Source organism: Streptomyces daliensis (assembly GCF_054782395.1).
In genome coordinates this window covers 1-24,755 of record NZ_BAAGSO010000015.1, presented here as the reverse complement: position 1 = coordinate 24,755, position 24,755 = coordinate 1, and the positions used below count along the sequence as shown (strand labels likewise).

Annotated in this window: 21 protein-coding genes and 1 riboswitch; of the genes, 9 read left to right on the top strand and 12 right to left on the bottom strand. The window is 70.1% G+C overall.

The window, feature by feature from the left end; genetic code table 11:
* The first annotated feature begins 237 nt into the window (after window positions 1-237).
* Window positions 238-465, top strand: a riboswitch (cyclic di-AMP (ydaO/yuaA leader).
* Between the two features lie 349 nt (window positions 466-814).
* Entirely contained in the window at window positions 815-1,843 is a 1,029-nt protein-coding gene (locus ACYVOO_RS04175; RefSeq protein ID WP_461014368.1) for a M23 family metallopeptidase, read from the top strand.
* Window positions 1,844-2,314: 471 nt separating this feature from the next.
* Window positions 2,315-3,271, top strand: a complete 957-nt coding sequence (locus ACYVOO_RS04170; protein WP_461014367.1) for an aldo/keto reductase — start codon at window positions 2,315-2,317, stop codon at window positions 3,269-3,271.
* Between the two features lie 19 nt (window positions 3,272-3,290).
* Here the strand turns inward: ACYVOO_RS04170 and ACYVOO_RS04165 are convergent, their stop codons facing one another.
* The 4 genes from ACYVOO_RS04165 to ACYVOO_RS04150 are packed head-to-tail and all read right to left on the bottom strand — an operon-like array spanning window position 3,291 to window position 5,825.
* Window positions 3,291-3,716, bottom strand: coding sequence for a PPOX class F420-dependent oxidoreductase (locus ACYVOO_RS04165; protein WP_461014279.1), 426 nt, complete (start codon window positions 3,714-3,716; stop codon window positions 3,291-3,293).
* 37 nt (window positions 3,717-3,753) lie between these two features.
* Window positions 3,754-4,581: a hypothetical protein gene (locus ACYVOO_RS04160; protein WP_461014278.1), complete on the bottom strand. Its 828-nt coding sequence runs from the start codon at window positions 4,579-4,581 to the stop codon at window positions 3,754-3,756.
* Between the two features lie 28 nt (window positions 4,582-4,609).
* Window positions 4,610-4,993 (bottom strand): DUF397 domain-containing protein, encoded by a 384-nt coding sequence (locus ACYVOO_RS04155; protein ID WP_461014277.1) that lies wholly within the window; start codon window positions 4,991-4,993, stop codon window positions 4,610-4,612.
* Window positions 4,974-5,825, bottom strand: a complete 852-nt coding sequence (locus tag ACYVOO_RS04150; RefSeq protein ID WP_461014276.1) for a helix-turn-helix domain-containing protein — start codon at window positions 5,823-5,825, stop codon at window positions 4,974-4,976. The genes ACYVOO_RS04155 and ACYVOO_RS04150 overlap by 20 nt, the downstream gene beginning before the upstream one ends.
* Window positions 5,826-5,956: 131 nt before the next feature.
* On the opposite strand from ACYVOO_RS04150, the gene ACYVOO_RS04145 reads away from it, so the two are divergent.
* Both ACYVOO_RS04145 and ACYVOO_RS04140 read left to right on the top strand, forming a co-directional pair.
* Window positions 5,957-6,199, top strand: a complete 243-nt coding sequence (locus tag ACYVOO_RS04145) for a hypothetical protein (RefSeq protein WP_461014275.1) — start codon at window positions 5,957-5,959, stop codon at window positions 6,197-6,199.
* Entirely contained in the window at window positions 6,196-6,609 is a 414-nt protein-coding gene (locus ACYVOO_RS04140) for an ATP-binding protein (protein WP_461014274.1), read from the top strand. Before ACYVOO_RS04145 ends, ACYVOO_RS04140 begins: the two co-directional genes overlap by 4 nt.
* Here ACYVOO_RS04140 and ACYVOO_RS04135 read toward each other — a convergent pair.
* Window positions 6,602-7,339 carry a hypothetical protein gene (locus ACYVOO_RS04135; RefSeq protein WP_461014273.1) on the bottom strand — a complete coding sequence of 246 codons (738 nt, stop codon included), beginning with the start codon at window positions 7,337-7,339 and terminating at the stop codon, window positions 6,602-6,604. The two genes, ACYVOO_RS04140 and ACYVOO_RS04135, sit on opposite strands and share 8 nt — an antisense overlap.
* A 291-nt stretch (window positions 7,340-7,630) precedes the next feature.
* Here ACYVOO_RS04135 and ACYVOO_RS04130 point away from each other — a divergent pair, with 291 nt between their 5' ends.
* The 4 genes from ACYVOO_RS04130 (at window position 7,631) to ACYVOO_RS04115 (ending at window position 12,998) form a co-directional block, all read left to right on the top strand.
* On the top strand, window positions 7,631-8,293 hold the full coding sequence (locus ACYVOO_RS04130; protein WP_461014272.1) for a hypothetical protein: 663 nt from the start codon (window positions 7,631-7,633) through the stop codon (window positions 8,291-8,293).
* 2 nt (window positions 8,294-8,295) lie between these two features.
* Window positions 8,296-9,714, top strand: a complete 1,419-nt coding sequence (locus ACYVOO_RS04125; RefSeq protein WP_461014366.1) for a hypothetical protein — start codon at window positions 8,296-8,298, stop codon at window positions 9,712-9,714.
* Window positions 9,714-11,549, top strand: coding sequence for a DEAD/DEAH box helicase (locus tag ACYVOO_RS04120; protein ID WP_461014271.1), 1,836 nt, complete (start codon window positions 9,714-9,716; stop codon window positions 11,547-11,549). The genes ACYVOO_RS04125 and ACYVOO_RS04120 overlap by 1 nt, the downstream gene beginning before the upstream one ends.
* Before the next feature lie 162 nt (window positions 11,550-11,711).
* Window positions 11,712-12,998 (top strand): DNA cytosine methyltransferase, encoded by a 1,287-nt coding sequence (locus ACYVOO_RS04115; RefSeq protein ID WP_461014270.1) that lies wholly within the window; start codon window positions 11,712-11,714, stop codon window positions 12,996-12,998.
* Here the strand turns inward: ACYVOO_RS04115 and ACYVOO_RS04110 are convergent.
* From ACYVOO_RS04110 to ACYVOO_RS04080, 7 genes are all read right to left on the bottom strand, one after another.
* The gene (locus ACYVOO_RS04110; protein WP_461014269.1) at window positions 12,942-13,409 is read right to left on the bottom strand and encodes a very short patch repair endonuclease; all 468 of its coding nucleotides are present in this window, start codon (window positions 13,407-13,409) and stop codon (window positions 12,942-12,944) included. The two genes, ACYVOO_RS04115 and ACYVOO_RS04110, sit on opposite strands and share 57 nt — an antisense overlap.
* Window positions 13,410-13,718: 309 nt before the next feature.
* Complete coding sequence (locus ACYVOO_RS04105) at window positions 13,719-14,483, bottom strand: toxin glutamine deamidase domain-containing protein (RefSeq protein WP_461014268.1); 765 nt, start codon at window positions 14,481-14,483, stop codon at window positions 13,719-13,721.
* A 13-nt stretch (window positions 14,484-14,496) separates the two neighbouring features.
* Window positions 14,497-14,817, bottom strand: coding sequence for a YrhB domain-containing protein (locus ACYVOO_RS04100; RefSeq protein WP_461014267.1), 321 nt, complete (start codon window positions 14,815-14,817; stop codon window positions 14,497-14,499).
* A 168-nt stretch (window positions 14,818-14,985) separates the two neighbouring features.
* Window positions 14,986-16,257, bottom strand: coding sequence for a PrsW family intramembrane metalloprotease (locus tag ACYVOO_RS04095; protein ID WP_461014266.1), 1,272 nt, complete (start codon window positions 16,255-16,257; stop codon window positions 14,986-14,988).
* Window positions 16,258-16,601: 344 nt separating this feature from the next.
* Window positions 16,602-17,552 carry a tRNA (guanosine(46)-N7)-methyltransferase TrmB gene (gene trmB, locus ACYVOO_RS04090; protein WP_461014265.1) on the bottom strand — a complete coding sequence of 317 codons (951 nt, stop codon included), beginning with the start codon at window positions 17,550-17,552 and terminating at the stop codon, window positions 16,602-16,604.
* Window positions 17,553-17,652: 100 nt separating this feature from the next.
* Window positions 17,653-18,894 (bottom strand): L-2-hydroxyglutarate oxidase, encoded by a 1,242-nt coding sequence (gene lhgO / locus ACYVOO_RS04085; RefSeq protein WP_461014365.1) that lies wholly within the window; start codon window positions 18,892-18,894, stop codon window positions 17,653-17,655.
* A 238-nt stretch (window positions 18,895-19,132) separates the two neighbouring features.
* Entirely contained in the window at window positions 19,133-20,617 is a 1,485-nt protein-coding gene (locus tag ACYVOO_RS04080) for an MFS transporter (protein ID WP_461014264.1), read from the bottom strand.
* Window positions 20,618-22,167: 1,550 nt separating this feature from the next.
* On the opposite strand from ACYVOO_RS04080, the gene ACYVOO_RS04075 reads away from it, so the two are divergent.
* On the top strand, window positions 22,168-24,468 hold the full coding sequence (locus ACYVOO_RS04075; RefSeq protein ID WP_461014263.1) for an asparagine synthase-related protein: 2,301 nt from the start codon (window positions 22,168-22,170) through the stop codon (window positions 24,466-24,468).
* Window positions 24,469-24,755 lie beyond the last annotated feature (287 nt).

Below are 24,755 nucleotides of genomic sequence, written 5' to 3'. Positions count from 1 at the left end.
GCCTGATGTTTCGTCACTCTCCGCGATCCGGCGCCCCAATTCGGGTAATTCCTGCCCCTGATTGCCCCCGTCTGCCCGGAAAAGTGCAGGGCAACGGCGACTACGAATTCGCCGGAACAGCTTGGAATTCGGCCCGCGACTCTATTAACGTTCGATAACGCAGCGCGGTCGTCACAGCCGTCACGAGAGTCGGCACCGTGCGCCGTCGCCGAATCCTGTACGTGCGTCAACGCGAGTCACCACTCGACGCGAAGCGCACCGAGGGAACCGGGGAACCACCACTTCTCGGCCGTCGTCAGCCGGCGGCGAGGGGGGTCTCTCACCGGTCGGCCCACACCGGGGCCGCCCTCCGAGGGATGGGGTGAATCGGACTCTCCCGCCCATGTCCCATGTGCGGGCGCTTCCGTAGGAGACCTTCCTGCTCCGAACCCGTCAGCTAACCCGGTAGGCGAGAAGGAAGGAAAGGAGTGCGCCCCCCGTGGCGTCCAAGAGGCATGCCCCCGAGGCCTCGTACGAGCCGTCCTTCGGCGGTTCACCGTCGTACGGCGCGTCCTACGACAGCCGGCCGCCCCACGGCGGCGACCACTTCGGCCACGGCCACGGCTTCGGCCAGGGCCACGGCACACCCGGCTACGGCCACGGCACATTCGACGCGTACGGCAACTACGACGCGCTGGGCCGTCCCGACGCGCTCGCCCCGGCGGGTGCCGCCCATGTCCCGGCCGGTGCGCGGAACTTCGACACGCAGACCATCGACGCTACGCAGACGTTCGAGGCCCCGTCCTTCGAGGCCCCGGCCTTCGACACCCAGGCGGTGCCCGTCCCGGACGTCTACGGTCCCGCGCGTGACGGTGGCGACGAGGACGGCGACGACGCGTTCGACGAGTGGAACCCCACCGAGGACTCCGTCCGTCCCGTCCGCGGCCGGCACCGCGTGGGCAAGCAGCGCGGCGGCGGCATGGCCCGCAGCGGCGCGGTGCTCGGCGTCGGCATGATCGCCGCCGTCGGCGCGGGCGGCATGGCCACCGCCAAGGACAAGGACCCGGCCGCGATATCCATGCCGGACCTCGCCTCCGCTGCTGACTCCGTGCAGGACCTCCCCGGCGTCGGCGGCCTCCTCGCGGGCGGCGCGGACGACGCGGAGGCCGTCGCCGCCGTCCAGGCGCCCCTGAGCCAGGCGGGCCTGTCCGAGGAGGACGCCGCCGCTGGCCGTACGGACGCGGGCGAGGCACTGCGCGCCCGCATCCTCGCGCAGGCCGAGTCCCAGCAGGCCGAGGCGGACGCGGCGGCGCGCGAGGCCGCCTCCCAGGCCGCCGCGGCCAAGGCGGCGACGGCAGCCGCCAAGGAGGCCAAGGAAGAGCGCGAGGAAGAGGCCGAGGCCAAGAAGAAGGCCGAGGAGGAGAAGCGCCGCAAGGCGGAGGCGGCCCGCCTCGCCAAGCTCGACAAGAGCTACACGCTCCCGGTCTCCTCGTACCAGCTCTCCGCGGGCTTCGGCTCCTCCGGCGGCATGTGGCAGAACGACCACACGGGCCAGGACTTCGCGTCCCCCACCGGCACCCCGGTCAAGGCCATCCACACGGGCACCATCAAGGAAGCGGGCTGGGCCGGTTCGTACGGCTACCGCATCGTGCTGGAGCTGGACGACGGCACCGAGCTGTGGTTCTGCCACCTGTCCTCGATGACGAAGTCGGCCGGTGACAAGGTCAGCACCGGCGACGTCATCGGCCGCGTCGGCTCCACAGGCAACTCCTCGGGACCGCACCTGCACGTCGAGGTCCGGCCCGGCGGCGGTGACCCGGTCGATCCGCTGGCGTGGCTGCGGGGCAAGGGCCTCAGCGTCTGACGGGGTTCCGCTGACGCGGCTCTGCTGACGCGGGTTCGCTGACGCGGTTCCGTCGGCCCGGGTCCGGGTTGGGAGCCCGGACCCGTGGTACCCGGTCGCCTCGGGCGGGTGGCGCACCACACGGCACCTCGCGCACTCGGGTCGCCCCCGCCCACTCACGACCACGCCGCCGCCTCGCACCGCCGAGGCGGGCGCACGCACCACTCGCCCCTGGCCCCCGTGGCCCTCGGCACAGCACGAGGAGGGGACGAGGCGGCGGCGAACGGGGCCCTTCGGCCGGTCCCTCCGGCCGGGCCCCAGCCCAGGACCCGGCGGCTCTGGTGGACCACCCCCCGACACCAGGGCCGTCGGCCTGCGCTTCCGTCCCGGCAGAGTTACCGTCCACGTATGGCTGACACACACAACTCGGACAACTCGGCGACCAGCGCGAACCCGGGCGGGAACCTGGGCGGGACAGCGAGCGGGACGGCCATGGCAGACCTGACCCGCGAGCGCCGCCCCCTCGGCGGGCTCTCCGTCTCACCGCTCTGCCTCGGCGGCAACGTCTTCGGCTGGACGGCCGACGAACCCGGCTCCTTCGCCGTGCTCGACGCCTACACCGCGCACGGCGGCAACTTCATCGACACCGCCGACGTCTACTCGGCCTGGGTCGAGGGCAACTCGGGCGGCGAGTCCGAGACCGTACTCGGCAACTGGCTGGCCGAGCGCGGCAGCCGCGTCCGCGACGGGATCGTCCTCGCCACGAAGGTCGGCGCCCACCCCGAGTACACGGGCCTCGCGGCGCGCACGGTCAAGAGCGCGGTGGAGGAGTCGCTGCGCCGTCTCCGTACCGACCACATCGACCTCCTCTACACGCACTACGACGACGAGAGCGTCGAGGTCTCCGAGATCATCACGGCGCTGGACGACCTCGTCCGCTCCGGCAAGGTCCGCGAGATCGCCGCGTCCAACATCACGCCGGCCAGGCTGGACGCGTCGCTCGCCTTCAGCGAGGAGTTCGGCCTCGCCCGTTACGTGGGACTCCAGCCGCACTACAACCTCGTCTCGCGGGAGACGTACGAGGGCGAACTCCAGGACGTCGCCGCCCGCTACGGCCTCGGCGTCATGCCCTACTACTCCCTCGCCTCCGGTTTCCTCACCGGCAAGTACCGGCCCGGCGCCGCGCCCGAGAGCGCCCGCGCCGCATCCGCTTCCCAGCACCTGGCGACGGAGCGCGGCCAGCGGGTGCTGCGGGCCCTGGACGAGGTCGCCCAGGCCCGTCACGTCTCACCGGCGACCGTAGCGCTGGCCTGGCTGCTGGCCCGCCCGACGGTCACGGCGCCCGTCGCCAGCGCGCGCACGCCCGAGCAGCTTCCGGCGCTGATGGCGGTGGCCGAGGTGACGTTGACGGAGGACGAGGTGGCGCGGCTGACGGAGGCGTCGGCGTAATCGGTGTGACGGTTCGCGGTCAGCGGAGCGGCTGCCCGTACGCGTGCTCGACGGGGATGCGGACGACCTGCCGCCCCTCGGCGAGCTGCGCGGCGCGGAACTCCTCCCAGTCCGGGTGCTCGCCCTGGACGTCCTTGTAGAGGCGCACCAGTTCCTCTGCGACGGGGTCGTACGGGTCGGCGACGACGGGTGTGACCTCCGCCGTGCCCTCGGCCACCGTCCAGGCCCACCCGTCGTCGCTGGTGACGTGGAAGCTCGCGCGTGGGTCGCGGACGAGGTTGCGGGACTTGGCGCGGGTGGACGTGACGGAGACGCGGATGACGCGGTCGTCGGGGTCGTAGGCGTAGAGCACGTTCGACAACTGCGGCCGTCCGTCGCGCTTCAGCGTGACCAGCACGCCGAGCTTGCGCTCCTTGAGGAGGGCGAGCAGGGCCTCGTCGGCCATGGTGGGCTTCCTTTCGCTGGGGGACCTGGGGATGTGCCTACCCTGCCACCGCGTACCCGCTGAACCGGGTTTCCCGAAGCAGCCAGCCCTCTTCTTCGAAGACGGCGGTGCCCGCGGCGCACCGTCGCGGGTCGGCGGCGGCCCGCGCGACCCAGCTCTCGGGGTCGGGTCCCAGCAGGTCACGCAGGGGTGCGGACTCACGCAGCAGCGCGCGCAGCACGTCCGGCTGCGGGGCCGGGGCGCGGAGCGTGCCGTCGGGGTGGGCGAGGAGGCCGCGCGTGTTGAAGTAGAGGTACGCGCCCTCCAGCCGCCAGCCGTTCGGCAGCACCATGGGGAATCCGTCCCCTGGCAGGAGAGCGCGGCCGTAGTTGGGGAACTCCGTCGCGTCGACGGCCGCGAGCTGTGCCTCGTCCAGCCAGCTCACGACGAGGGTGGTGTCTCGTGCGTCCGACGCGTAGGGCGAAGCGGAGACGTAACCGGCGCGGCTGATGTGCGCCGACAGCCCGACACCGATGCCGCTGATCTTCACGGGCACCATGGGCACGGCCCGCGAGAGCCCGCCCGCGCGCTGGAGCTTGTAACTGACCTGCGCGGGGCTCGCGTTGGACCCGACGGCGATGACGGGGTAACGCTCGCGTGTGGGCGCGTCCCCCAGATCCTCCAGCACCTGGTCGAGTGCCCTCTCCTGTAGGGACCCGCCGGACGCGACGGGCCAGGCCCCCACCCGCTCACCGGTCACCCGCAGCGGCAACACGTCCCGCCCACTGAGCAACACCGGCTCCCTGACAGGGCGTCCCGGATACGTGAGGGGCTGCAACGCGGGCACGTCATGAAGCCCGAGGGCTTCGAGGGAACGGTCACTCATGCACGCGAGTATGCGCCGGACAGGGCCCTCAGAGAACGAACGCCCCGCCCTTGACCCCCGCTATGAACCGGTTCCAGCTCGGTGCGGGGAAGGTGAGTACGGGGCCTTGGGGGGCGGCTTTGCTGTCCCGTACGGGGACGACACCGGGGTGGGCGTGCTGTGCGTCCGAGACCTCGACGCAGTGACCGCCGTCGCCGTTGCTGTGGGTGCTCTTACGCCACTGCGCGTTTCCGGGCAGGTCCACGGCTACCTCCAGGCAGTTGCCGCCGCTTCCGTTGCTGTGGGTGCTCTTGCGCCAAGAGGCAGCGCCGGGGAAATCGCGGCCGATCTCCAGACAGTCTCCGCCGCTGCCGTTGCTGTAGCTGCTCTTGAACCATGTTGCAGCGCTCAGGTCAATGCTGCTGCTCGTCATCTCGGTAGTCCTCTGCTGCGGCCTCGATCAGGGTCAGAGACGCCTCTGGCGACAGTGCGGCGGCCCTGAGCAGATCGTAGGAGTCTTTGTACTCCCTCACGAGCATCGGATCATCGATGAGCTGACCTGTGTGCATCGACTCGGTGTAGGCGATGGGCGGGGCATCTGCAAAGGTCATGAGCTTGGCCGGGCTCGTCATGAAGGGGTGCGCCCCCGCGTTCAGCGGAAAGACCTGCAAGACGACGCGGTAGCTCCGTGCCATGTGCGCGATGTGCTGAAGCTGCTCGGCCATGGTCATGGGCTCGGCGAGCGGGCTCTTCAGCACCAGCTCATGCAGAATGACCCAGAACTTCGGGGTCTTGGGGTCCTCGAAGATGCGTGAGCGTTCCAGCCGGGCCTGTACCTTCGCGTCGACCTCTTCCGGCAGCGAGAGGGGGTGCGTTTTACGCACGACGGCTCCCGCATACGCGCCGGTCTGGAGCAGACCGGGGACAAGCACGGGCGCCCACTCCTCAATGGTCGCGGCGCGCGTCTCCATCTCCACCACGTCGGCGAAGTAGTCCGCGTGGCCACCCTTGCGAGCCTTCTTCACGTCCTCGCACCGTCGCTCGAAGAACCCGTCCGTACCGAGACGTCGATCGGCGTACTGGGCGAAGTCCAGGGGCATGCGCCGTTCGCCCATCTCGATCTGGCTGAGGTAGGCGACGCTGTAGAAGCAGCCCTCGGCGAACTGCGCGAGGGTGAGCCCCGCGGCCTCCCGCTTCCAGCGCAACTCCGCACCGTAGAACGCGGGCACGCTCGCCGCGGCGTCGGGATCTTTACGTGGTGGCATGGTTGTCCCCTTCCTCTTCAGCGGCCTCGGCCGCTGAACCAGAACCCCTATGACGCTACGCCTCAAACGTCGACGCTGTGAGTGCTTCATCACACAGAGCAACAGTCGGCACGGCGGAGAGGACGAGGCGCATGGGGACACGGGAGAAGCGGGACCTGGCGTCGGCCAGGGACGAGGCGGATTCGGCGACGGAAGAACTCCGCGAGGCGCTGGCGGGTCACGCGATCACGCTGCCGTCGCTGCAAACGGACCCCGTGACGTACGCGGGCGATCACCGGCACCCGCTCGTCTCCCTCGGGCGCTGCAACGTCGAGACGGCGCGGAAGCTGGCCGCTGTGCTGCGTACCGCCTGGTCCGAAGGCGGGGCCCGGTGAACGGCTGCGACTCCCACACCGTGCGGGCGGCCCTGACGGTTCCGTTGCTGGCGGAACCGTGCGCGGTGCGGACGGTGCGTCGACGGGTGCGGGAGCATGTGCGGCTCTGGGGCCTCCCGGGGCTCGCCGACACGGCGGAGCTGTGTGTGAGCGAACTGGTCACGAACGCGATCCGCCATGTCGGAGAGGGCACGCCCGTGACACTGCACGTGACGTGGGACGCCGAGCGCACCCGCATCGCCCTCACCGACCCCGCTCCCCACGCCCTCCCGGCCCCCCTCCACCCCCACGCCGACGACGAGTCCGGCCGCGGCCTGGCCCTGATCGAGGCACTGGCGCTGCGGTGGGGGGTGAACGTGGAGGGAGCGGAGGGGAAGACGGTCTGGTGCGAGGTGGGGGCGACTAGTTGACCTCGACAGCCCTGTCCAGGGCTGCTTTCAGTACCGCGCCGGCATCGTGGGGCGAGTCGTATTCGACGATCAGTCCCAGCGCCATCCGCATCACCTCCTTGTCCGGCTGCTGCCGACCGAAGATGTGGAGGAACGTCTCAGCCAGCTCCGTCTGGTCTTCCGCACGAAGGAGGATAAGGGCCGCCGCGCTCTCGGCCGCGGTGAGAGCCTCTGTTGCCTCGCGCATGGCCGCGAGAGCGGCGTCGGGCAAACCCTGGGCAAGGAGCTCTGCCGCCCTGTCGGCGAACTGCTGTGCCGACGGCACTCCGGAAGCATTCACCTGCCGGTCCCCCGCTGTGCGGGGGACCGGCAGGTGAGCTGGTGAACCATCCTTGTCGGCAACGGCCCCGATGCTGGCTTCGTAAGCCTGACGCAGTTCGTTCTTGAAGCGGGGTTCTGCGAGCACTGCTGCGTCGAAGAGTTTCCGCAGCTCGGCCAGGGTGATACCTACATTCCCGCCCTCGCACGCTTCCTCCGCTGCCTTGAAGAGCCGCTCAGGGAAGACGCCCCAGTTGCCGCTCCGTTCACGGAGGTGCCGGGTCACGGTGCTTGGGTGCACGTAGAGCTTCGCCGCGACGGCCGTAAGGGACTCTCCGGCCAAGAGGGCAATCGCGCGCAGCGCGGTCAGGAACTCACGTTCTGCCGGGCCGGCTTCTTCCCGGATGGGTCGGATAACCCATCTTTTGGTCACGTTAGTCCCCCCTCGTGGCCCATGTTTCTGTGGAAGCTTCCACCTCTATCAGTCGCCACATGTAAAAGACCACGGATTCGCGTTGCGATTTTTGGTGCAACGTAATGCGTTGCAGACTCTCACGCAACGTTGAATTCGGGTAGACGTGGCTGCTGTTTTCGTGCTGAATTGGTCCGGTCGTCGAGCGCGATAAAATTCGGTGAGTCACATGGTGAGTGCGCTGTGTGACGCTGATCGGAGGATCGGATGACAGCAGTCCCTTCATGGCGGGAAAAAGGAAAGCGCGGAAGCATGATCAGATGTGCGCTGTGGCTGGTTACGGAGGTGGGAGAAGGGAAGATCTTCACGAAGACCCAGCTCCGCGAGGCGTTTCCTGAGGTAGCGCAGATCGACCGGAGGATGCGCGACCTCAGGTCACATGGCTGGGAGATTCACACGAGCCGCGAAGATCCTGCTCTGAAGCAGGAAGAGCAGCGGTATGTGAAGAAGGGGCTTGAGGTATGGCTGCCGGGCCAGGCGAAGCCGAAGCCGAAGGCCAGTCTCACGGCGACACAGCGGAGTTCGACGTTCCGTACTGACGGTCACCTCTGCCGGTCCTGCGGTGTCAGCGCCGGTGAGCCGTACGGTGACGGTGGTTCGGACGCGCAGCTCGACATCGCCCGGCGTCCGGTCAAGATGGCCGACGGCACTGTAGAGATCCAGTTGGTAACGGAGTGCAATAGGTGCCGTGTTGGCCGCCGCGGGGACGTTGAGGACCTCGGGGAACTGCTGGAGGCGGTGCGGGCGCTCACTTCTCTTGAGCGGAAGGTCCTTGGAGGCTGGATCAAGTCGGGGAGGCGGACCCAGAGCCCGCTGGAGAAGCTGTGGGGGACCTATCGTTCGCTTCCTGAGGAGTCCCGTACGGCGTTCGCCGAGGAAGTGGCGAGGGAGCAGAAGGCGGAGGACGCTGAGTGAGCATGCTTGAAGGTATTCCCGCACCGCCGAATGCAGAGCAGTTCAGTGAACTGGTCAAGTTGCGGCTCGAAGAGGTGAGCAAGTCCAGCGGTCCCCGGGAGAGCGTTACGGTTGACCGTAATGGCACCCCGTTGCACGTAGAGGTTATTGAAGTCCCTCTTGTGGATCTCTACTTCAACCCCAATACGCACAGGATCCGGGCTCAGTGCAGTCACGACCCTGAACAGGAAAGAGAGCTTAAGCAATTCCCCTGGGGGAAAGATGGGCAATCCTACCTGTTTCACCTTCTCCAGGCGGACCCGGCAAACCCGACTAAGCGAGATCCTGACTTTGATGTGCTGAAGGACGACCTTCGGAAGCACGGGCAGAACGATCCGGGACTGATCACGCATCAGGGAATCCTGGTGAACGGCAACACCCGAGCTGCTGCCCTCCGGGAACTGGGCATCCAGTCGATGAGGGTGGGAGTCCTGCCGTCTTCCTTCACCTGGGCTGATGTAAGCGCTGTGGAGCTGGCGCTTCAGTTGCGCAAGGACCACCGTCGCGACTACTCGTATATCAACCGTTTGCTGGCCATGGAGGAACAGGCCGGCCTGGGGCGGGTTCCCGACGCGATTGCCAAGGATTTCCGAATCCAAGTCAAGACGTACGAGATGGAACGCTGGATTCTTCAGGTGATCCGCGACCAGATCGCGCGGAGCGCGTCCGCTGATGCCTCGCTGCGCCTGGTCGACTTCGAGGACGCGCAGGAAAAGCTGAAGGAGCTTGGACGCGACTTCATGAATCTCGCGGCGGTCGACCCTGACCAGGCGGAGATCCTTAAGGAGAATAGAATCGCGGCGATTATGCTGAAGTTTTCCAAGACGGATGTGCGTAACATCAAGGAAGGGTTCCTTGATAGCTACCTCTCGGACGTCCTGCCCGACGGGATCGCTCCAGAGATTACAGAAAATCATGAGAGTGAGGTAGTGATTCCAGGTCTGGGAGCCGCTGCCCCCAGCGCTTCCCCGGGGGTCACCGTAGCTCAGGAAATCAGCCGGAATGTCTCGCGTGTGATGGCATGTATCTCGTCCTCAGGTGTGAACGAGGAGGAGAAGGAGAAAGCTGAAGCGGTTCGGGTTGAAGTCAGGGACGCGTTCGACAAGGCGATCGACCGCGCCGGCCGTGACTTCCGCCTGCGCCAGCGCAAGCAGATGGCACCAGCACGGCTTATGGACGCGTGTGCCGCGATCGACCTGTGTGTGGACGAACTGGTCAAGGCGCGTGGTTCGCGGAGTCTGGACGAAGCGGCCTTCGACGAAGCCGTCGTGAAGCTGCGCGAGAGCATGCAGCAACTGGCACGGCAGGCGGGACGGGGCAAGCAGTATCCGGGCGAGGGTGTGTCCTGGCTCCTTGAAGCCGCGGCGGCGGAAGGTTCCTGATGGCGGAGCACGGGTCCATCACTCTCCGTCTCGCTTTCGACGTGAGCCGTACCAGGGCCGAGTTGAGAGCGAGTGAGGAGCGCCGTGCCGACCTCGTGGGGCTGGCCGCCCGTTTCCGTACGGGCGGCCAGCTTGGCCCCACCACGCTGCACGTCGACATAGAGGATCTGCTGACCAATCTCCATGCGATCAGCACCTGGCCTGATCACCAGGGCGTGGAGTGGGCGCCGGAACTGCGTGAGCTGGTTCTGTCCAGCATGCGTGACGCGGAGACGGTCAAGAAGCAACTGGATGCTCCCGATGCCCTCACAGCGGATCTGGAATCTGAGGACGTTATCTCCCGGCTGGGGCCAGACTGGATCGCTCCGCTTACGAGCTTCCAGAAGCGGGACATCGCCAAGTTGCTGACGTTGCAGCACGGGGCGAGCTTCAGTGTCCCGGGTGCCGGCAAGACCCGCGTGGCGCTCGGTGTGTACTCGGCGATGAAGACGGCTGGCAGTGTTCGGCGGCTGATGGTCGTGAGTCCCAAGTCGGCCTATGAGTCCTGGAACTACGAAACGGGCGCGTGCTTCGCCTCTCCAATGAGGACCACGCTCGTGGAGGCGGGGCGTGACCAGTGGGCGGAAGTCCTGATCGTCAACTACGAGCGGCTCGACAAGTCGCTTGCCTTCCTGGCCGCATGGCTGCGAGAAGCTCCGTCAATGATCATCCTGGACGAGGCGCACCGGATGAAGCTCGGGGCGAGGGGGAAATACGGGGCCGCCTGTATGGCTCTCGGGCCTCTTGCCCGCAGGCGGCTGATCCTTACCGGCACCCCCGCGCCTAACGGCGCGAAGGACCTGGAGAACCTGCTCGGATTCGTCTGGCCTGGTTACGGTCAGCGGACGGTGACTCAAGCAGTCGCCGGCGGTGACCTCGCCCACGCCAGTGCTGTCCTGCGTCCGCTGTTCACCCGTACGACCAAGCAGGAACTCGGCCTGCCTCCGGTAACCGCCCGCGTGACACGTGTTCCGCTTACTCCTCTCCACGACGAGATCTACCAGGCGCTCGCGGGGGACATGTCGGCGCGGGCTGAGGTATCGGCGGGCGACTTCGCCGCACTGGGCAAGTCGGCGCTGCGTCTGCTGATGGCAGCGACGAACCCCTCGCTGCTGCTGGAAGGCAGCAGCAAGTACGAGCCGGTCGAGTACCGGCTTCCGCCTCTGGACGCTCCCCCCGGAGGCTCTCTGTACGAGTTGCTGAAGAACCTGTCCGACTACGAGCTGTCGCCCAAATACGCGGAAGCGGCCTCGATCGTCGCAGCCAATGCCGAGCGAGGCCGCAAGACCCTCGTGTGGACGACGTTCGTACGGAGCCTGACGTCACTGGCGAAGCTGCTGGAAGGCTTCGGCCCCGCGGTCGTGCACGGCGGTACGCCGGACCGAGAAGAGGAACTGCGCCGCTTCCGCAAGGATCCGGACTGCATGGTCCTCATCTCCAATCCCGCCACCCTCGGAGAGGGGATCAGTCTCCACCAGGTATGCCACGACGCGGTGTACGTAGATCGTGATTTCTTGGCCGGCCGGTACCTTCAGAGTCTGGACCGGATCCACCGGCTTGGCCTGGCGGCCGATGTGGAGACGCGCGTGACGGTTCTCGCCGCCGAACAGACCATCGATGAGGTCGTCGAGGTACGGCTTCAGGACAAGCTGGACTTCATGTCGCGAGTCCTGGACGACCCCTCCGTGCAGCAGCTGGCTGATCTCCAGGAGGCTCCGTCGATCGTCGGCGGTCTCGACACCGCAGACATCCGTGCAGTGCTCAAGCACATTGGACGGCAGGAGGGGGAGGGGTAGCGCGGACCGCTTGGGGACCCTGCCTGAGGTGGGGCGCCGGCGTACTGGAAGACTTGTGTGGCTGTGTGGAGTTGCGTCAGAGCGCTGAGATGTCGGCGTGACGGTTGCATCTCTGCGAAACTTGAGCATCTGCTTTGAGTCACACCTGAAGGAGCCGCGCCGATGGGAGCAAGCAGCCATGACGAGGGCCAGACACTGACCTCCATCGAGATCTGTGCGGGGGCAGGCGGTCAGGCAATCGGGCTGCACGGTGCGGGCTTCCGGCACTTGGCCCTAGTCGAGTACGACAAGTACGCGCATGCGACTCTTGAGGCGAATTTTTCTTCTGCCGGTGAGTGGGGGGAATGCGAGGTTCTCCGGGAGGATCTCATTGATGAATTCGATCCTCGTCGGCCAATGAAAATGCTAGGCGGCAGTGAACTCCAGCCGGGTGAGCTGAGCCTCTTGTCGGGCGGTGTTCCGTGCCCCCCATTCTCTGTGGCGGGAAAGCAGCTTGGCGGGGACGATGAACGTGACCTCTTCCCTCGCATGCTGCAGCTTGTCGAGATTCTAGACCCTCAGGCGATCATGATTGAGAACGTCCGGGGCATCATGGATTCTAAGTTCGATGAATACTGTGAATCGATCATCGATGACCTGAGGGATGCGGGCTACTGGTTCTGCGGCTGGCACCTCTTGGAGGCGCACGACTTCGGAGTCCCTCAGTTGCGGCCGCGGTCTGTTCTTGTGGCGATTAAGGATGAGCGGCGCAAGAAAGCCGGTCTAGGGATGGATGAATTCCCTTGGCCGGTAGGTGTGGTGGATCCCCGGGTGACGGTGTTCCAAATCCTTGAGAAGTCGATGAGGCAGCGGCGTGACGCTCTTTCCAGGAGGTTCCCCGAGCGCAAGGGTGAGTTCCGAGCCGCTTATAAGAAGTGGCGCGAAAAGGCCAAGGACCGGCTCGACGTCGCTCCTACACTCGTAGGCGGTTCCAGGAAGCATGGGGGCGCTGACCTCGGCCCTTCGAGAGCGAAAGCGGCGTGGGCCGCACTCGGAGTGAATGCCATGGGCGTCGCGGACGAGACCGCCGACAGTAAGGACCCGGTCAGGGACTTTCTCCGGCCTGAGGGTCCGATGCTCACGGTTCAGCAGGCGGCGGCTATCCAGAGCTTTCCGGAAGGCTGGAAGTTCGCCGGTGGGAAGACTGCTCGCTACCGTCAGGTTGGCAATGCCTTCCCGCCCCCCGTGGCCAACGCTGTGGGAAGGGCTATCGCGTCTGTGCTTCAGCCGGAGAAGAGGGGAGAGTTGCTGAAGGGGCTGACGATCCGGCATCTCGGGGCTCGTCGTGGTAAGCGCGAGTATCTTCAGCCTGAGCTTGGTGAATTCTCCGTGGTACCAGCCCGTACCGAAGCGTCAGTCACCCCGGCGCCGCCGGACCTCAGCCGCGACCTTGTCAGCGCAGACGTCTGAGGGTTCGTGTTCCCAGAAGCGGAGTACCAGCCAACCCGCTTCTTTGAGCTGCTGATCGGTGTCGCGGTCCCGGGCTACATTGCGCGTGACTTTGTCTGACCAGTAGCCAGAATTCGTCTTTGGGGCTACGTAGTGGGTCGGGCAACCGTGCCAATAACAGCCGTCAATAAAGACAGCGACTTTCGCGGGGCGGAAGACAAGGTCTGCCGTCCTTCGGAGATCTGGCAGCGGACGGGCGCTGACTCGGTATCGCAGACCCTGGGCGTGCAGCAGGCTCCGGAGGAGCCGTTCAGGTTTTGTGTCTCTGCTCCGGATCGCCTGCATGTTGCGCCGTCTGGAGGGAGATGAAGCCCAGGAGCCCTCTGGGGGGTTCCAAGGAGTCTCGTTCTGCCCGCTCTGTTCCGTTGGCATGTCGTTCCTCGTACTGCTGAGGCTTGGGGCGGTGCAGCATAGTCGCCGCAAGGGGCACTGAGGCGGGAGCTGGCCTGAACATGGCCACCGTGCTCCCTGCCCGACGGGCAACGAGACTGCCGACTGCCGGACAGCCGTCACCCGTTCCCGGAGAAGAGCAGCAGCGTCACGATCACGACCGTCGCCACCACGAAGGTCCCGCCCAGCGCCGTGAACCCCCAGCGGAAGCCCTGGCCGTAACCGTCGATGATCCAGCGGCACTGCTCGACCGTATCCGGCCAGGTGGGGCGGGGTCGGAGTGGGACGACGTCAGGTCGCGGGGCGTACGCGCGCGAACGTCAGGCCCCGCACGCTCCCGGTTTCCGGCCGCGCCAGTCCGCCGGTCATGCCGTCGAGGAGGACGACCTGGCCGCCGTTGTTGTGCGCGTAGACCAGGTGGCCGCTCGCCTCGGTGCCGCCGATCTCGCGGCGTATCCACACCACGCCCCGCGTGCCCGGGCCCGGCTCGCGCGTCGCCGCGACGATCTCGTCCCAGCTCGCGCAGCGCAGTTGCTCGGCGCCGGGGAAGTAGCGGCGCAGCAGCAGTCGCCACCAGCCGGGTGCCTCGTGCGCGGGCGACCAGGGCAGGGGCGTGGAGGGCGCGCCGTTGATCGCCGAGTCGACGGCGACCGCGCAGCCGCGCGCGTTCAGCAGCCGCGACTGGGCCTCGGCCGTGCGCGGCGAGGGCGCCTCGGGGAAGCGCGCGATGTCGCCCAGCGGGTCGTGCGAGGCCGGGTGGAAGGGCGTGCTGCCGTCCTTCGGCACGACCACGGAGGCCGCCAGCATCGGGGTCGCCGGATAGCCGGGCTGCGGGGTGGCCCGGCACGCGAACAGCCAGGTGTGGGTGTCCTCGGCGACGGAGTGCGGTACGGCGAGTTCGACGAGACCGCTGTAGGTCGTACGGAGCCAGTCGCGGGCCGCGCGCGAGGCGGGGGCGTCGGGGTCGGGACCCGGGCCCGGACTGGATATGGAGCTGCCGCCGCTGGCTGCCGTACCCGGGGCGTGGGGGCCATGGGGGTCGAGGCGCTGGATCATCGCGTGCCGTTCGTCAGGTGCCGGACGCCACGGGTGCCGGACCCGCGGAACCAGCCGGTCCGGCCAGCCGCGCGTTCAGCTCCGCCACCGACAGATGCGACGGCGGGAAGTACGGCGGCTCGGCCCCGTCCTTGGGCACGATGACGACCCGCGTGAACGGCGCCCGCGTCATGTCGCCCGTGTCCAGATGCTCCTGCGAATCGAACCTGACCGCCCAGGCCACCGCGTGCTCCTTGGTCAGCTCGGGCTGGAGGACGATCGTGTACTGGCCGTCGGTCAACGTCCGGTCCAGGAAAGCGCGGGCCTCCGCGAGGGCGTCTTCGTGAGAAAGCATCGGATTCCAGGGGGGAGTCGGGTTCCAGAAGGGGGGCGGTTCCCGTGAGCGTAGGCGGAATGCTGGCACCCCGGATTCCCGGACGCAAGCCTGCGAACGTGCTGGTGAAGAGGCTGCTGAGGGGTGGTGAAAAGGGTGTGGCGGAGGGACGGGCCCAAGCCGTGAGCGTCAGTACCCGCCCCACTGCGGCGGAATGTGCGGCCTGGTCATGGCCAGGGCCGCGTTCGTCGTCGCGGGGGCCGACAGGGCGCGGCGGTGCCACAAGTGGTGGAGGAGTTCCTGTTCGCGGGCGGGGAAGTCGGGGGCCGGGGTGCCCTGGTTGGCGCGGGCGCGCAGGAGCGCGAGCGAGGTCGCGTAGTGCTGGTACTCCGCGACGGTGCGGGCCGCCGCGGCCCCGTGCGTACGGCGCGCGTGCGCACGCGCCATGGAGCGGGCCCGCATCGAGGAGAGCGACCACGGCTCGGGCGGCGCGAACCACCCGGCCGCCGCGTAGGCGGGCAGCGTCTCGCGCACCGTACGGAGCGTGCTCTGCCGCGACCAGACCGCCAGCCAGGTCAGCGCGGCGAACACCGGGATCATGAAGAGCGCGTAGACGCCGATGAAGGTGACGTCGGTCAGCGTCGCCGAACCGTTCCAGATCGAGTGCAGGAGCGCGGCGGTCAGCAGGCCGAGGAGGGGTATCCCGGCGCGCAGCACGCGACGGCCGCCTCCACTCCCGCCCTGGTTCGGGGGGAGCGAGGCGAGTATGCCGAAGCCGATGCCCGTCAGCGCCGTGAACAGCGGGTGCGCGAAGGGCGCGAGGATGATCCGTACGAAGAAGGTCGTCGCCGTCGCCGACTCGTGCAGCGCGCTCGGCGCCAGCAGCCGGTCCTCGCCGAAGGCGGTACCGAGGTAGAGGACGTTCTCGGTGAAGGCGAAGCCCGTGGCCGTGATCCCCGCGACGGCGAGGCCGGACACGACACCGGAGAAGTGGCGGCGGCGGAAGACGAAGAGCAGGAACAGCGCCGCGCCCTTGGCGCACTCCTCGATGACGGGCGCGACGACCGTCGAGCCGAGAGTGTCGGCCTGACGCGCGGAGTCCGCGGCGACGGAGGCGGCGAGCCAGTCCGTCGCCACGCTGTTGGCCAGCAGCGCGACGAGGGTCGCGGCGCAGGCCCCCCACGCGAAGGCGAAGGCGTGGTCGCGCCACGGCGTCGGCTCGACCCCGTCCATCCAGCGGAACGCGGCGATGAGCAGCGGCACGGGCAGTACGGCCAGGCCGAGACCGACGAGCAGTCCGAGGGTGCCCGTCTGCTCGCGCACGAGGCCGAAGATCGTCAGCCCGCTGAGGACGAGCAGCGCGACGAGCGCGAGCGCGTACAGGGTCCGGCTGTGCCGGTGCCACCAGGAGGGCGGTGCGGCGGGCGCGGGGTAGCGCCAGTCCGCTGGCGAGGCGGGCATCGCGGGGAAGTGCGGCTGCCCGCCGTCCGCGGGCGCGGTGTGGGGCGGTGCCGCGTGGTGGGGCTGCGACGCGTGGGGCGGCGACGCGTGGGGCGGCGACGCGGCTCCGTACGGGGACGTGGCGGGCGGCCCGGGTGCGTACGGCGGGGGCGCGGATATGTGCCTGGGTACGGGTTCCGTTTGCGGTTCCGCTTGTGGCCACGACCACGCGGCGTACGGGGGCGCGCCCCGCCCGTTCACGGCCGTGTACCCCGCACCCGTCACCGGCCCGGTGGGCGTCTCCCGCGCGTCTCTTGCCTCGTCGTGCACCCGACGACACTAACGAGAGCGGGCGCTCCGTGGGGTCAGCGTCGGCGGAACAGCAGGTCGTACACCCGGTGGCCCTTGTCCAGGCCCTGCCCCTCGAACCGGGTCAGCGGGCGCGACGGCGGGCGCGGCGCGAAGCCGCCGTCGGGCCGGGTGTTCTCGTAGCCGGGGTGCGCGGTGAGAACCTCCAGCATCTGTTCCGCGTACGGCTCCCAGTCGGTCGCGCAGTGGACGAGGGCGCCCGGCGCCAGCGGCCCCGCTGCCAGGTCCAGGAACTCGGGCTGGACGAGCCGGCGCTTGTGGTGCCGCTTCTTGGGCCAGGGGTCGGGGAAGTAGACACGGAGCCCGGAGAGGGAGCCGGGCGCCAGCATCTCGCGCAGCAGGATGATGGCGTCGCCGTTGCCGACCCGCACGTTGCGCAGGCCGTTCCGCTCGGCGAGACGCAGCAGATTGCCCTGCCCCGGGGTGTGGACGTCGACGGCGAGGATGCCCGTGTCCGGGTCCTCGGCGGCCATCCGGGCCGTCGCCTCGCCCATGCCGAAGCCGATCTCCAGCACGACGGGCAGCTCGGGGTCGGAGAAGAGCGCGCCGAGGTCGACGTGGCCGAGCCCGTCGATGTCGAAGCCCCACTCCGGCCACAGGCGCAGCAGCGCGTCACGCTGGCCCGCCGTGACACGGCTGCGCCGGGGCTGGAAGCTGCGGATGCGGCGCTCGTGGTGCGAACCGGCCGGATCGGCGGCGGGGCCCTGCCCCGGCGGGAACATCCCCACGGTCACCCGCTCCACCCGCTCCTCCCGCTCCTCCCGGTCCACCCGCGTGGCGCCCTGGGGTGGTGCGGTGCCCTCGCCGGACGGTGCGGTCGGGGTGTCGTCCTCGTCCGGTGCGGGGTCGGAGCCGGAGCCGGAAACGTGCTGGTCAGGCTGGTGGGCGGAGGCGTCGGGCTCGGCGGCCCCCGCCTCGGCGGCTGGATGCGGGAAGTTCTCGGACACAGTGCCGTCGATTTTACGGACGTCCGCGCCCCGGCCGCCGACCGCCACCGCGCCGCGCCGCGCAGCACCCCGGCACGTCACCGCGCCGCGCAGCGCCCCGTCACCTCGCCAGCGCCCCCAGCGCGCGCTCAGCGACCTCGCGGCCGATGGGAAGCGAGGCCGTCGCGGCCGGAGAGGGCGCGTTCAGGACGTGGACCGTGTGCGGGGCCTCGGTGATCAGGAAGTCGTCGACGAGCGTGCCGTCGCGCAGCACCGCCTGGGCACGGACCCCGGCGGGCGACCGTATGAGATCGGCGCCGGTCACCTCGGGCAGCAGCCTGCGCACCGCCGTCGTGAAGGCACGCTTCGAGAGGGAGCGGCGCAGCTCGCCAGCGCCATAGCGCCAGTGGCGGCGGGCTATCCGCCAGGCGCCCGGATACGCCAGCACCGTGCCCAGCTCGGCGGGGCGCAGCGTGCGCCAGTCGTACCCCTCACGGGCCAGCGCCGGGACCGCGTTCGGGCCGATGTGGACGCCGCCGCCGACCCCGCGCGTGAGGTGGACGCCGAGGAAGGGGAACGCGGGATCGGGCACGGGATAGACGAGCCCGCGGACGAGGTGCTCGCGGGCCGGGTCCAGCTCGAAATACTCGCCGCGGAAGGGCACGACGCGCGCGGGCGGATCGTCCCCCGCGAGCCGCGCGACCGCGTCGCAGTGCAGCCCCGCGCAGTTGACCATGGCGCGGGCCCGCAGCACGGAGCCGTCCGACGTCCGGACGGCGACACCCCGCCCCGGACGGCGGTCCACGGCGGCCAGCTCCGCGCCGTACCGCACCTCGGCGCCCGCGTCCTCGGCGAGCCGCGCGAGCTGGGCGGCCACGGCGCCGAAATCGCAGATGCCCGTCGTGCCGACGTGGATGGCGGCGAGGCCACGCACATGGGGCTCGCGCTCCGCGATCTGCGCGGGGCCCAGCTCGCGGACCGGGATGCCGTTCTGTCTGCCGCGCTGGATCAGGGAGTGCAGCCGGGGCAGCTCCGCGCGCTCCGTCGCGACGATCAGCTTGCCGGTGACCTCGTGCGGGATGCCGTGCTCGGCGCAGAACTTGACCATCTCGGCAGCGCCGCGCACGGCGAAGCGCGCCTTGAGGGAACCCGGGCGGTAATAGATCCCGCTGTGGATCACTCCGCTGTTCCGCCCGGTCTGGTGGCGTGCAGGACCGGGCTCCTTCTCCAGGACCGTCACGCGCGTGCCGGGCGCGGCACGGGTGAGCGCGTGGGCTGTGGAGAGGCCGACGATGCCGCCGCCGATCACCAGCACGTCGCAGTCGTAGGGTGCGGGCGCCGTGGACTTCGCCGAGGACTTCATGGACACGTGCTCCATCATGAACCCGGGCACTGACAATCGGCTGCGGTCTTGATCACGTAGGACCCGGTCACGTCAGACACGCACCCCGGCCTGCGCTTCCGTCTCGGCCACCGCTCCCGCCACTCCCGTTCCCTCCGCCTCTCTCAAGATCATGTTCTCCCCCGTTGTCTCACGGCCCACTCCGGCCGCCCACCACGGGGTCACCCCTCACGCGGGCGCCACCAGGAGCGGGACCGGGTCACGCGGGCGCCACCAGGAGCGGCCGGGCTCGCTCGCGCAGTTCGGCGACGCGGGGCTCGTCCCCGTACGGCTCCAGCCGGTGCAGCAGATCCCGTACGTACTCTGTCGTACGCGCGGAGCTGATGCGCCCCGCGACCTCTACGGCACGGGTCCCGGCGGCGCAGGCCGCGTCGAGGTTGCCCGACTCCAGTTCCGCGACCGCCGAGACGACGAGCCGCAGCCCGTGCGAGCGCACGAACTCCTCCGTCGGCTTCGACAGCGCCTTCTCCGTGAAACGGCGCACCTGGCGCGGTGCCTTGAGATCGCGGTAGCACTCGGCCGCGTCGGCGGCGAGCCGGTCGTAGGAGTAGAAGTCGAGCCACGACGGATCGCCGTCGCCCGCGCGCGCCCGCTCGAGCCAGCTCTCGGCCGAGGAGAGGGAGGCGCCGCACGCGTGCGAGTCGTTGGCCTTGGCGTGCGCGCGGGCCTCCACCAGGCGGAAGAAGCTCATGGTGCGGGCCGTGGCCAGCCCTCGGTTGCGCTCCAGGGCCGCCTGGGCGAGATCGACGCCCTCGTCGGCAAAGCCACGGTAGGTGGCCTGGAGGGACATCGAGGCCAGTACGTACCCGCCCAGGGGGACGTCGGCGGCGGCGCGCGCCAGCCGCAGGGCCTGGATGTAGTACCGCTGGGCCGCCTCCTGCTGGCCGGTGTCGAAGGCCATCCAGCCCGCGAGCCGGGTGAGTTCGGAGGTGGCGCCGAAGAGGGAGCGGCCCACGTCGTCCGTGTAGGAGCCGAGCAGCAGCGGCGCCGCGTCCACGCGCAGGCACTCGGGCACCATCGACGAACGCCAGTCCCCGCCGCCGTACTTGGAGTCCCAGCGGCGCGCCTCGTCCGCCGCCTCGCGCAGCTTCGCCACATCGCTGTGTCCCACGCGCAGGGCCGCGCCGCCGTCGCCGTCCTTGCCGCCGTCCGCTCCGGAGCCGCCCGTCATCCCCATCCCGGCGGCGAGCGCCGCCGCTGTCTCCGGATCGCGCGCTACGGAGCTGTCGGCCGGGGTTATGAGCCAGCGCGAGGCGGGCGTCGCGTACGCGCTGACGGCGAAGGAGCCGGCCAGCGACTGCCATATGCCACCGCCCCCGCGCCGCCCCGCGTGCAGATCGAGACGGTACAGATCCGTGGCCGACTTGACGGCCGCGCCGACGTCCCTGGGGAAGGCCAGGCCGACCTCGGGCGCCGGATCGGCGTCCGCCAGACCGATCTCGTGCAGCGGGACGGGGCGGCCCAGCTTGCTGGCGATGGCCGCCGCGATCAGATGGGGCGCGGCGCCCTGGGGCACCATGCCCTTGGAGACCCAGCGGGCGACCGACGTCTTGTCGTAGCGGAGGGTCAGGCCGCGTTGGGCCCCCAGGTCATTGACCCTGCGGGCGAGTCCGGCGTTGCTGATTCCTGCGAGCGCGAGAACAGTGCCGAGCTTCTCATTCGGCCCGCGTGACTCCCTGGACATGCGCACCCCTGACACACACCGACGGCAGCCCCTCGCCGTTCGGCTCGGGGCACCTTCCCCCCTCGCGGTTGGCGAGAGGCCCCTTCACGCCGCCGTGACGCGAAGGCACTGGGAACCCAGCGTAGTTCGCCGCATCCCGACCGTTAAGAGGCATCATCCCGGATGGCGAGATCTATGTCCGTACGCGTGTACGTGCACCAGTCACGTGCCAACTCCCCGATGGCTCCCGGGAGTCGTCCGGAACCGAGTGCCCGGCGATCGCGCGTGTGCCCCTTGCCGGATCCGTGGTGAGTTCTACCCAACAGGCCGCGCGGCATGGCCGATTCGCCGTCCTGGATCTTCCCCGTTGTCCGCCCGGGGGCGGGGCGCGAAAGGAGCGCGGGCGGGTCGGCGGAGGGGTGCGACGGGGCGCGACGGGCCCGCGCGAGGGCGTGCCACGGGGGTACGGGAGCGTGCGCGGCGCGGCTCTGCGGGGAGGGCGACGGCCGGTCAGCGGCCCCGTCGCCGGCGGTTTCCGCGCGGCGCGACGATGGTGCGGCGACGGTCGGCTGCGGTCCCGTACGGGAGACGGGGACGGGCCGTAAGCGGAGCCGTACGGGGACAGCGCGCGCGCTCGTGCACCGGGCGTACCGGGGCCGGACGCACGGGACCGCCGCCGTGCTCCCGTCCCCGCACGCTGGGCGCCGTCGCGGTCGTCCGTGTCCGGACCGTGCTCCGGGTGTGTGGCTGTGCGCCTGCCCATGCGCCTGTGCGCAGGGGTAGCGGCGCGCTTCCATGAGGGACGCGTGGGTCGGCCCACTGCTCGGAACAGTGGGCTGGGGGACACCGCCGTCTCATTCCCCGCGGACGGCGGTTCGGTCCGGGAGGCGAGGGCGCCTCCCGGGCTGACAACGCGGCCCTTCCGCGGCCCTCCTACGGAAGACCCGCGGGAGACCCGTGGCGGACGGGCCCTGGTCCGGGCCTGCGGCCCGGGTTCCGCGCGAAACGTTTCCCCGGTGCGTGTCCCGCACTTTCTTGCGTCCCCGGCACGGCCCCTTCCGAACCCCGCCGCCCATTTTTTTCCTCCATGTCCGACGGCCGTCGTGTGCCCATCGCGTGCCTGCCGCGCGCCCGTCGGGTGGTCGACGGGGTCCGCCGTGTGCCCGCCACATGCCCGTCGGGCCCGCTTCGGGTTTCCGTCGAATCCCCGTCGAACCGACGTGAATCCCCTCCCGGATCCACGCGGAATCTGTACTTCCGTACCGCCTGTCCCGCCCCTCCCGGGACCGGCCCGTCCGGCTCCGTTTCCACCGCCGCGGGGGCCGTTGACCGCTCGCCCAACTCCGTCGCGCATTCAGATATTTGGCCGAATGACATCGGTCAGCCGCGGAGTGCCGCACGCGGGAGCCACGGGTATATGCGGAACGGAGTGGGCGCAAACCGCGCCATATCGCGGCGCCGTGCGAGAAGCCGCACGCCCCTTTTGCGCCTCTCACGCGCTGCTCTCGTGGCAACATTGGCCGCAACGGCAGCTAGCAGCAGCACCATTCAGGTAGCGGAGGCGGGCGGCGATGCGATGGTTGGTGGGATGGGGCAGCGCCGCCTCGAAGGGTGCACCGGCCGGCGCCGGCACCGTACACCCCGTGGGCGCGCAGCTTCTGTGGGGCGACCCCGACCCGCTGTGGGCGGTCGGTGACTGGCGGCCCGACGAGATCCGCGTCATCGAGGCCGACGAGGGCAGCCGCCTGGCCGTGCTCGGCTGCTGCGGCGCCAGCGACGAGGAACTGCGCGTGGGCCTGTTCGCGGCCCGAGGCGGCGCGTTCCGCCATCTGACCGCCTGGCCCGGCAGCTACACTGCCGTGGCCTGCGTCGGCCGCCGCATCACCATCGCCGCCGACCTCGCGGGCGTGCGCCCCGTCTTCCACACCCCCTGGGCGGGCGGCACCGCCTACGCCACCGCCGCGCTCCCCCTCGCCGACCTCATCGAGGCACAGCTCGACGTCGGCCACCTCGCCTCCCTCCTCGCCTGCCCTGACGCGCCGGAGGCGCTCGGCGACGGCACCCCGTACCAGGGCGTGCGCCGCGTGCCCCCCGGGCACGCGCTCATCCTCCGCGAGGGCGGCAGCCGCGAGATCGCCAGCTACGAGCCCGCCGTCTCCCTCATCGCCGGTTCCCCGGCGCCCGTCGACCCGGACGCCGCCGTCGAGGGGGTGCGGGACGCGCTCGTCGAGGCCGTACGGGCCAGGCTGGCCGCTCCGCGCCACGCCGCCGAGCACGACTTCAGCCACCTCGACCCGGGGCCCGTACCCGGCATGGGCCCGGCCGAACGGCGCGCCGCACGGGGCGGACCCGCGCCCGGCATCGGCGCCGACCTCTCCGGAGGGCCCGCTTCCGGAACCCTCGCGCTGCTCGCGGCCGGGCTCCCCGGCATGCCGGGGATGATGCCCGGCACGCTGCTCGGGCCGGGCGGCTCCGAAGCGGGCGAACGGCTCCTCGCCGTCACCTTCAACGACCTCGCCACCGTCTCGCCCACGGCCGCGCCCGAACTCGAACGAGCGCGCAGCATCGCCGAGAACCCGCGGCTGCACCACGTCGTCGTCGCGGCGGGCGAAGAGGCGCTGCCCTACGCGGGACTCGACAACGTTCCCCTCACGGACGAGCCGGGGCCCTCCCTCGTCACCGCCGAGAGACACCGGCACCGGCTCGCCGCGGGCAGCGCCGACCACCTCGTCGGACTCGGCGCCCGCCAGGTCCTCGACGCCCACCCCGCGCGCCTCGCCGACCTCCTCCTCGACCGCCGCCGACGCCATCTGCTGCGCCCCGTCGCCGCGCTGGCCAGAGCCGACGGAGTGCCGGCGGGCCGCTCCGTGCTCGTGCCGTGGACGGTGTACCGCGCGGCGCGCAGACTCGCCCGCACGCCGTACCGGGACGGGATCGAGGAGACGGCCGGACGGATGCGGGACGGGGGCTTCGGGGAGAACGGCGCGGGTGGTTCCGGCGGTTCCGGCGGTGCGGGCGCGGGGCGGGGGCAGGGGAAAGGTTCCGGCGGGGGTTCCGGCGGGGGGCCGGGGAGTAACGGTGACGGCCGCTCGGAGCGCGTCAACGGACATGGTTCGGGTTCCGGTTCGGGTTCGGGGGGCGCCGCGTACGGTGCGGCCTGGCTCGGCGGCTACGACGAAGAAGGCGCCGTCGGCGCCTCCGTCGCCGCGCTGACCTGGTGCCGGCCCGGGCCCGCGGCACGCTGGCTGACCGGGGAGGCGCTCGCCGAGGTCTCCCTGCGACTGGAGGCGACGGCGCACGCGCGGCCCTCCGTCGAACGGCCGGGGGAGCGACGGGCCCGCGCCGCGCTGGCCCGCCAGGCGGCGGACCACCGGGTCTTCGAGCAGGCCGTCGAGATCCGCAACCAGCGGCTGCACGCGCCCTTCTACGACAACCAGGTCGTCCGCGCCTGCCGCCGCCTGCCCGAGGCGCTGCGGGTCAAGCCGGGGGCGCGGGCCGCGGTGCTGCGTGCGGTGCTCAAGGGGGCGGGCGTGCATGAGCTGCCGCCCGGGTGGGGGGCGCCCTCGCACGCCTCGCAGGTCGCGTCCGCGCGGGCCGGGCTGCGGGTCGCGGTGGGCGAACTGGTGCAGCTCTTCGACGCGCCGTTGCTCGCCGACGCGGGGCTTGTGGAGGCGCGCGTCGTACGCAAGGCGCTCCGCGCGGCCTCGGAGGGGGAGCCCTTGCCCCTGGACGGGCTCGCGGATCTCGTGTCCACGGAGCTGTGGCTGCGGCGGTTGCTGGCGCGACGCGGCACGTGCTGGACGGGCACGGCGGCGCCGAAACAGCGCGCCGTCGCGGGCGGCGTCACGCCGACGCCTCGGCCGGCGCTTTGACGGGCTCTGCGCTTTGCTGTTCGTCGGGGGTGTTGCGCGGGACGGTTGGCCGGTGTGGTGGGTGCCGTAGGGTCCCGCGCTGATTTTTGTGCGGCTTCACGGGGGCGCTGCGTGTGGCTTGGCGCCGTGTTCGGGTGCCTGGCCGGTGGCTGCGGCGCGGCGTGTGGTTGTGGTGCGTCGCGGCTGGCGCCGCGTGGTTCTTGGTTTGTGCCGGTGGTCGTGTGGGGTTGGTGTGTGGTGGGGGTCGGTGCCGCGGTGGGGTGTCTCCTCGGGCGGCGACAAGTGCG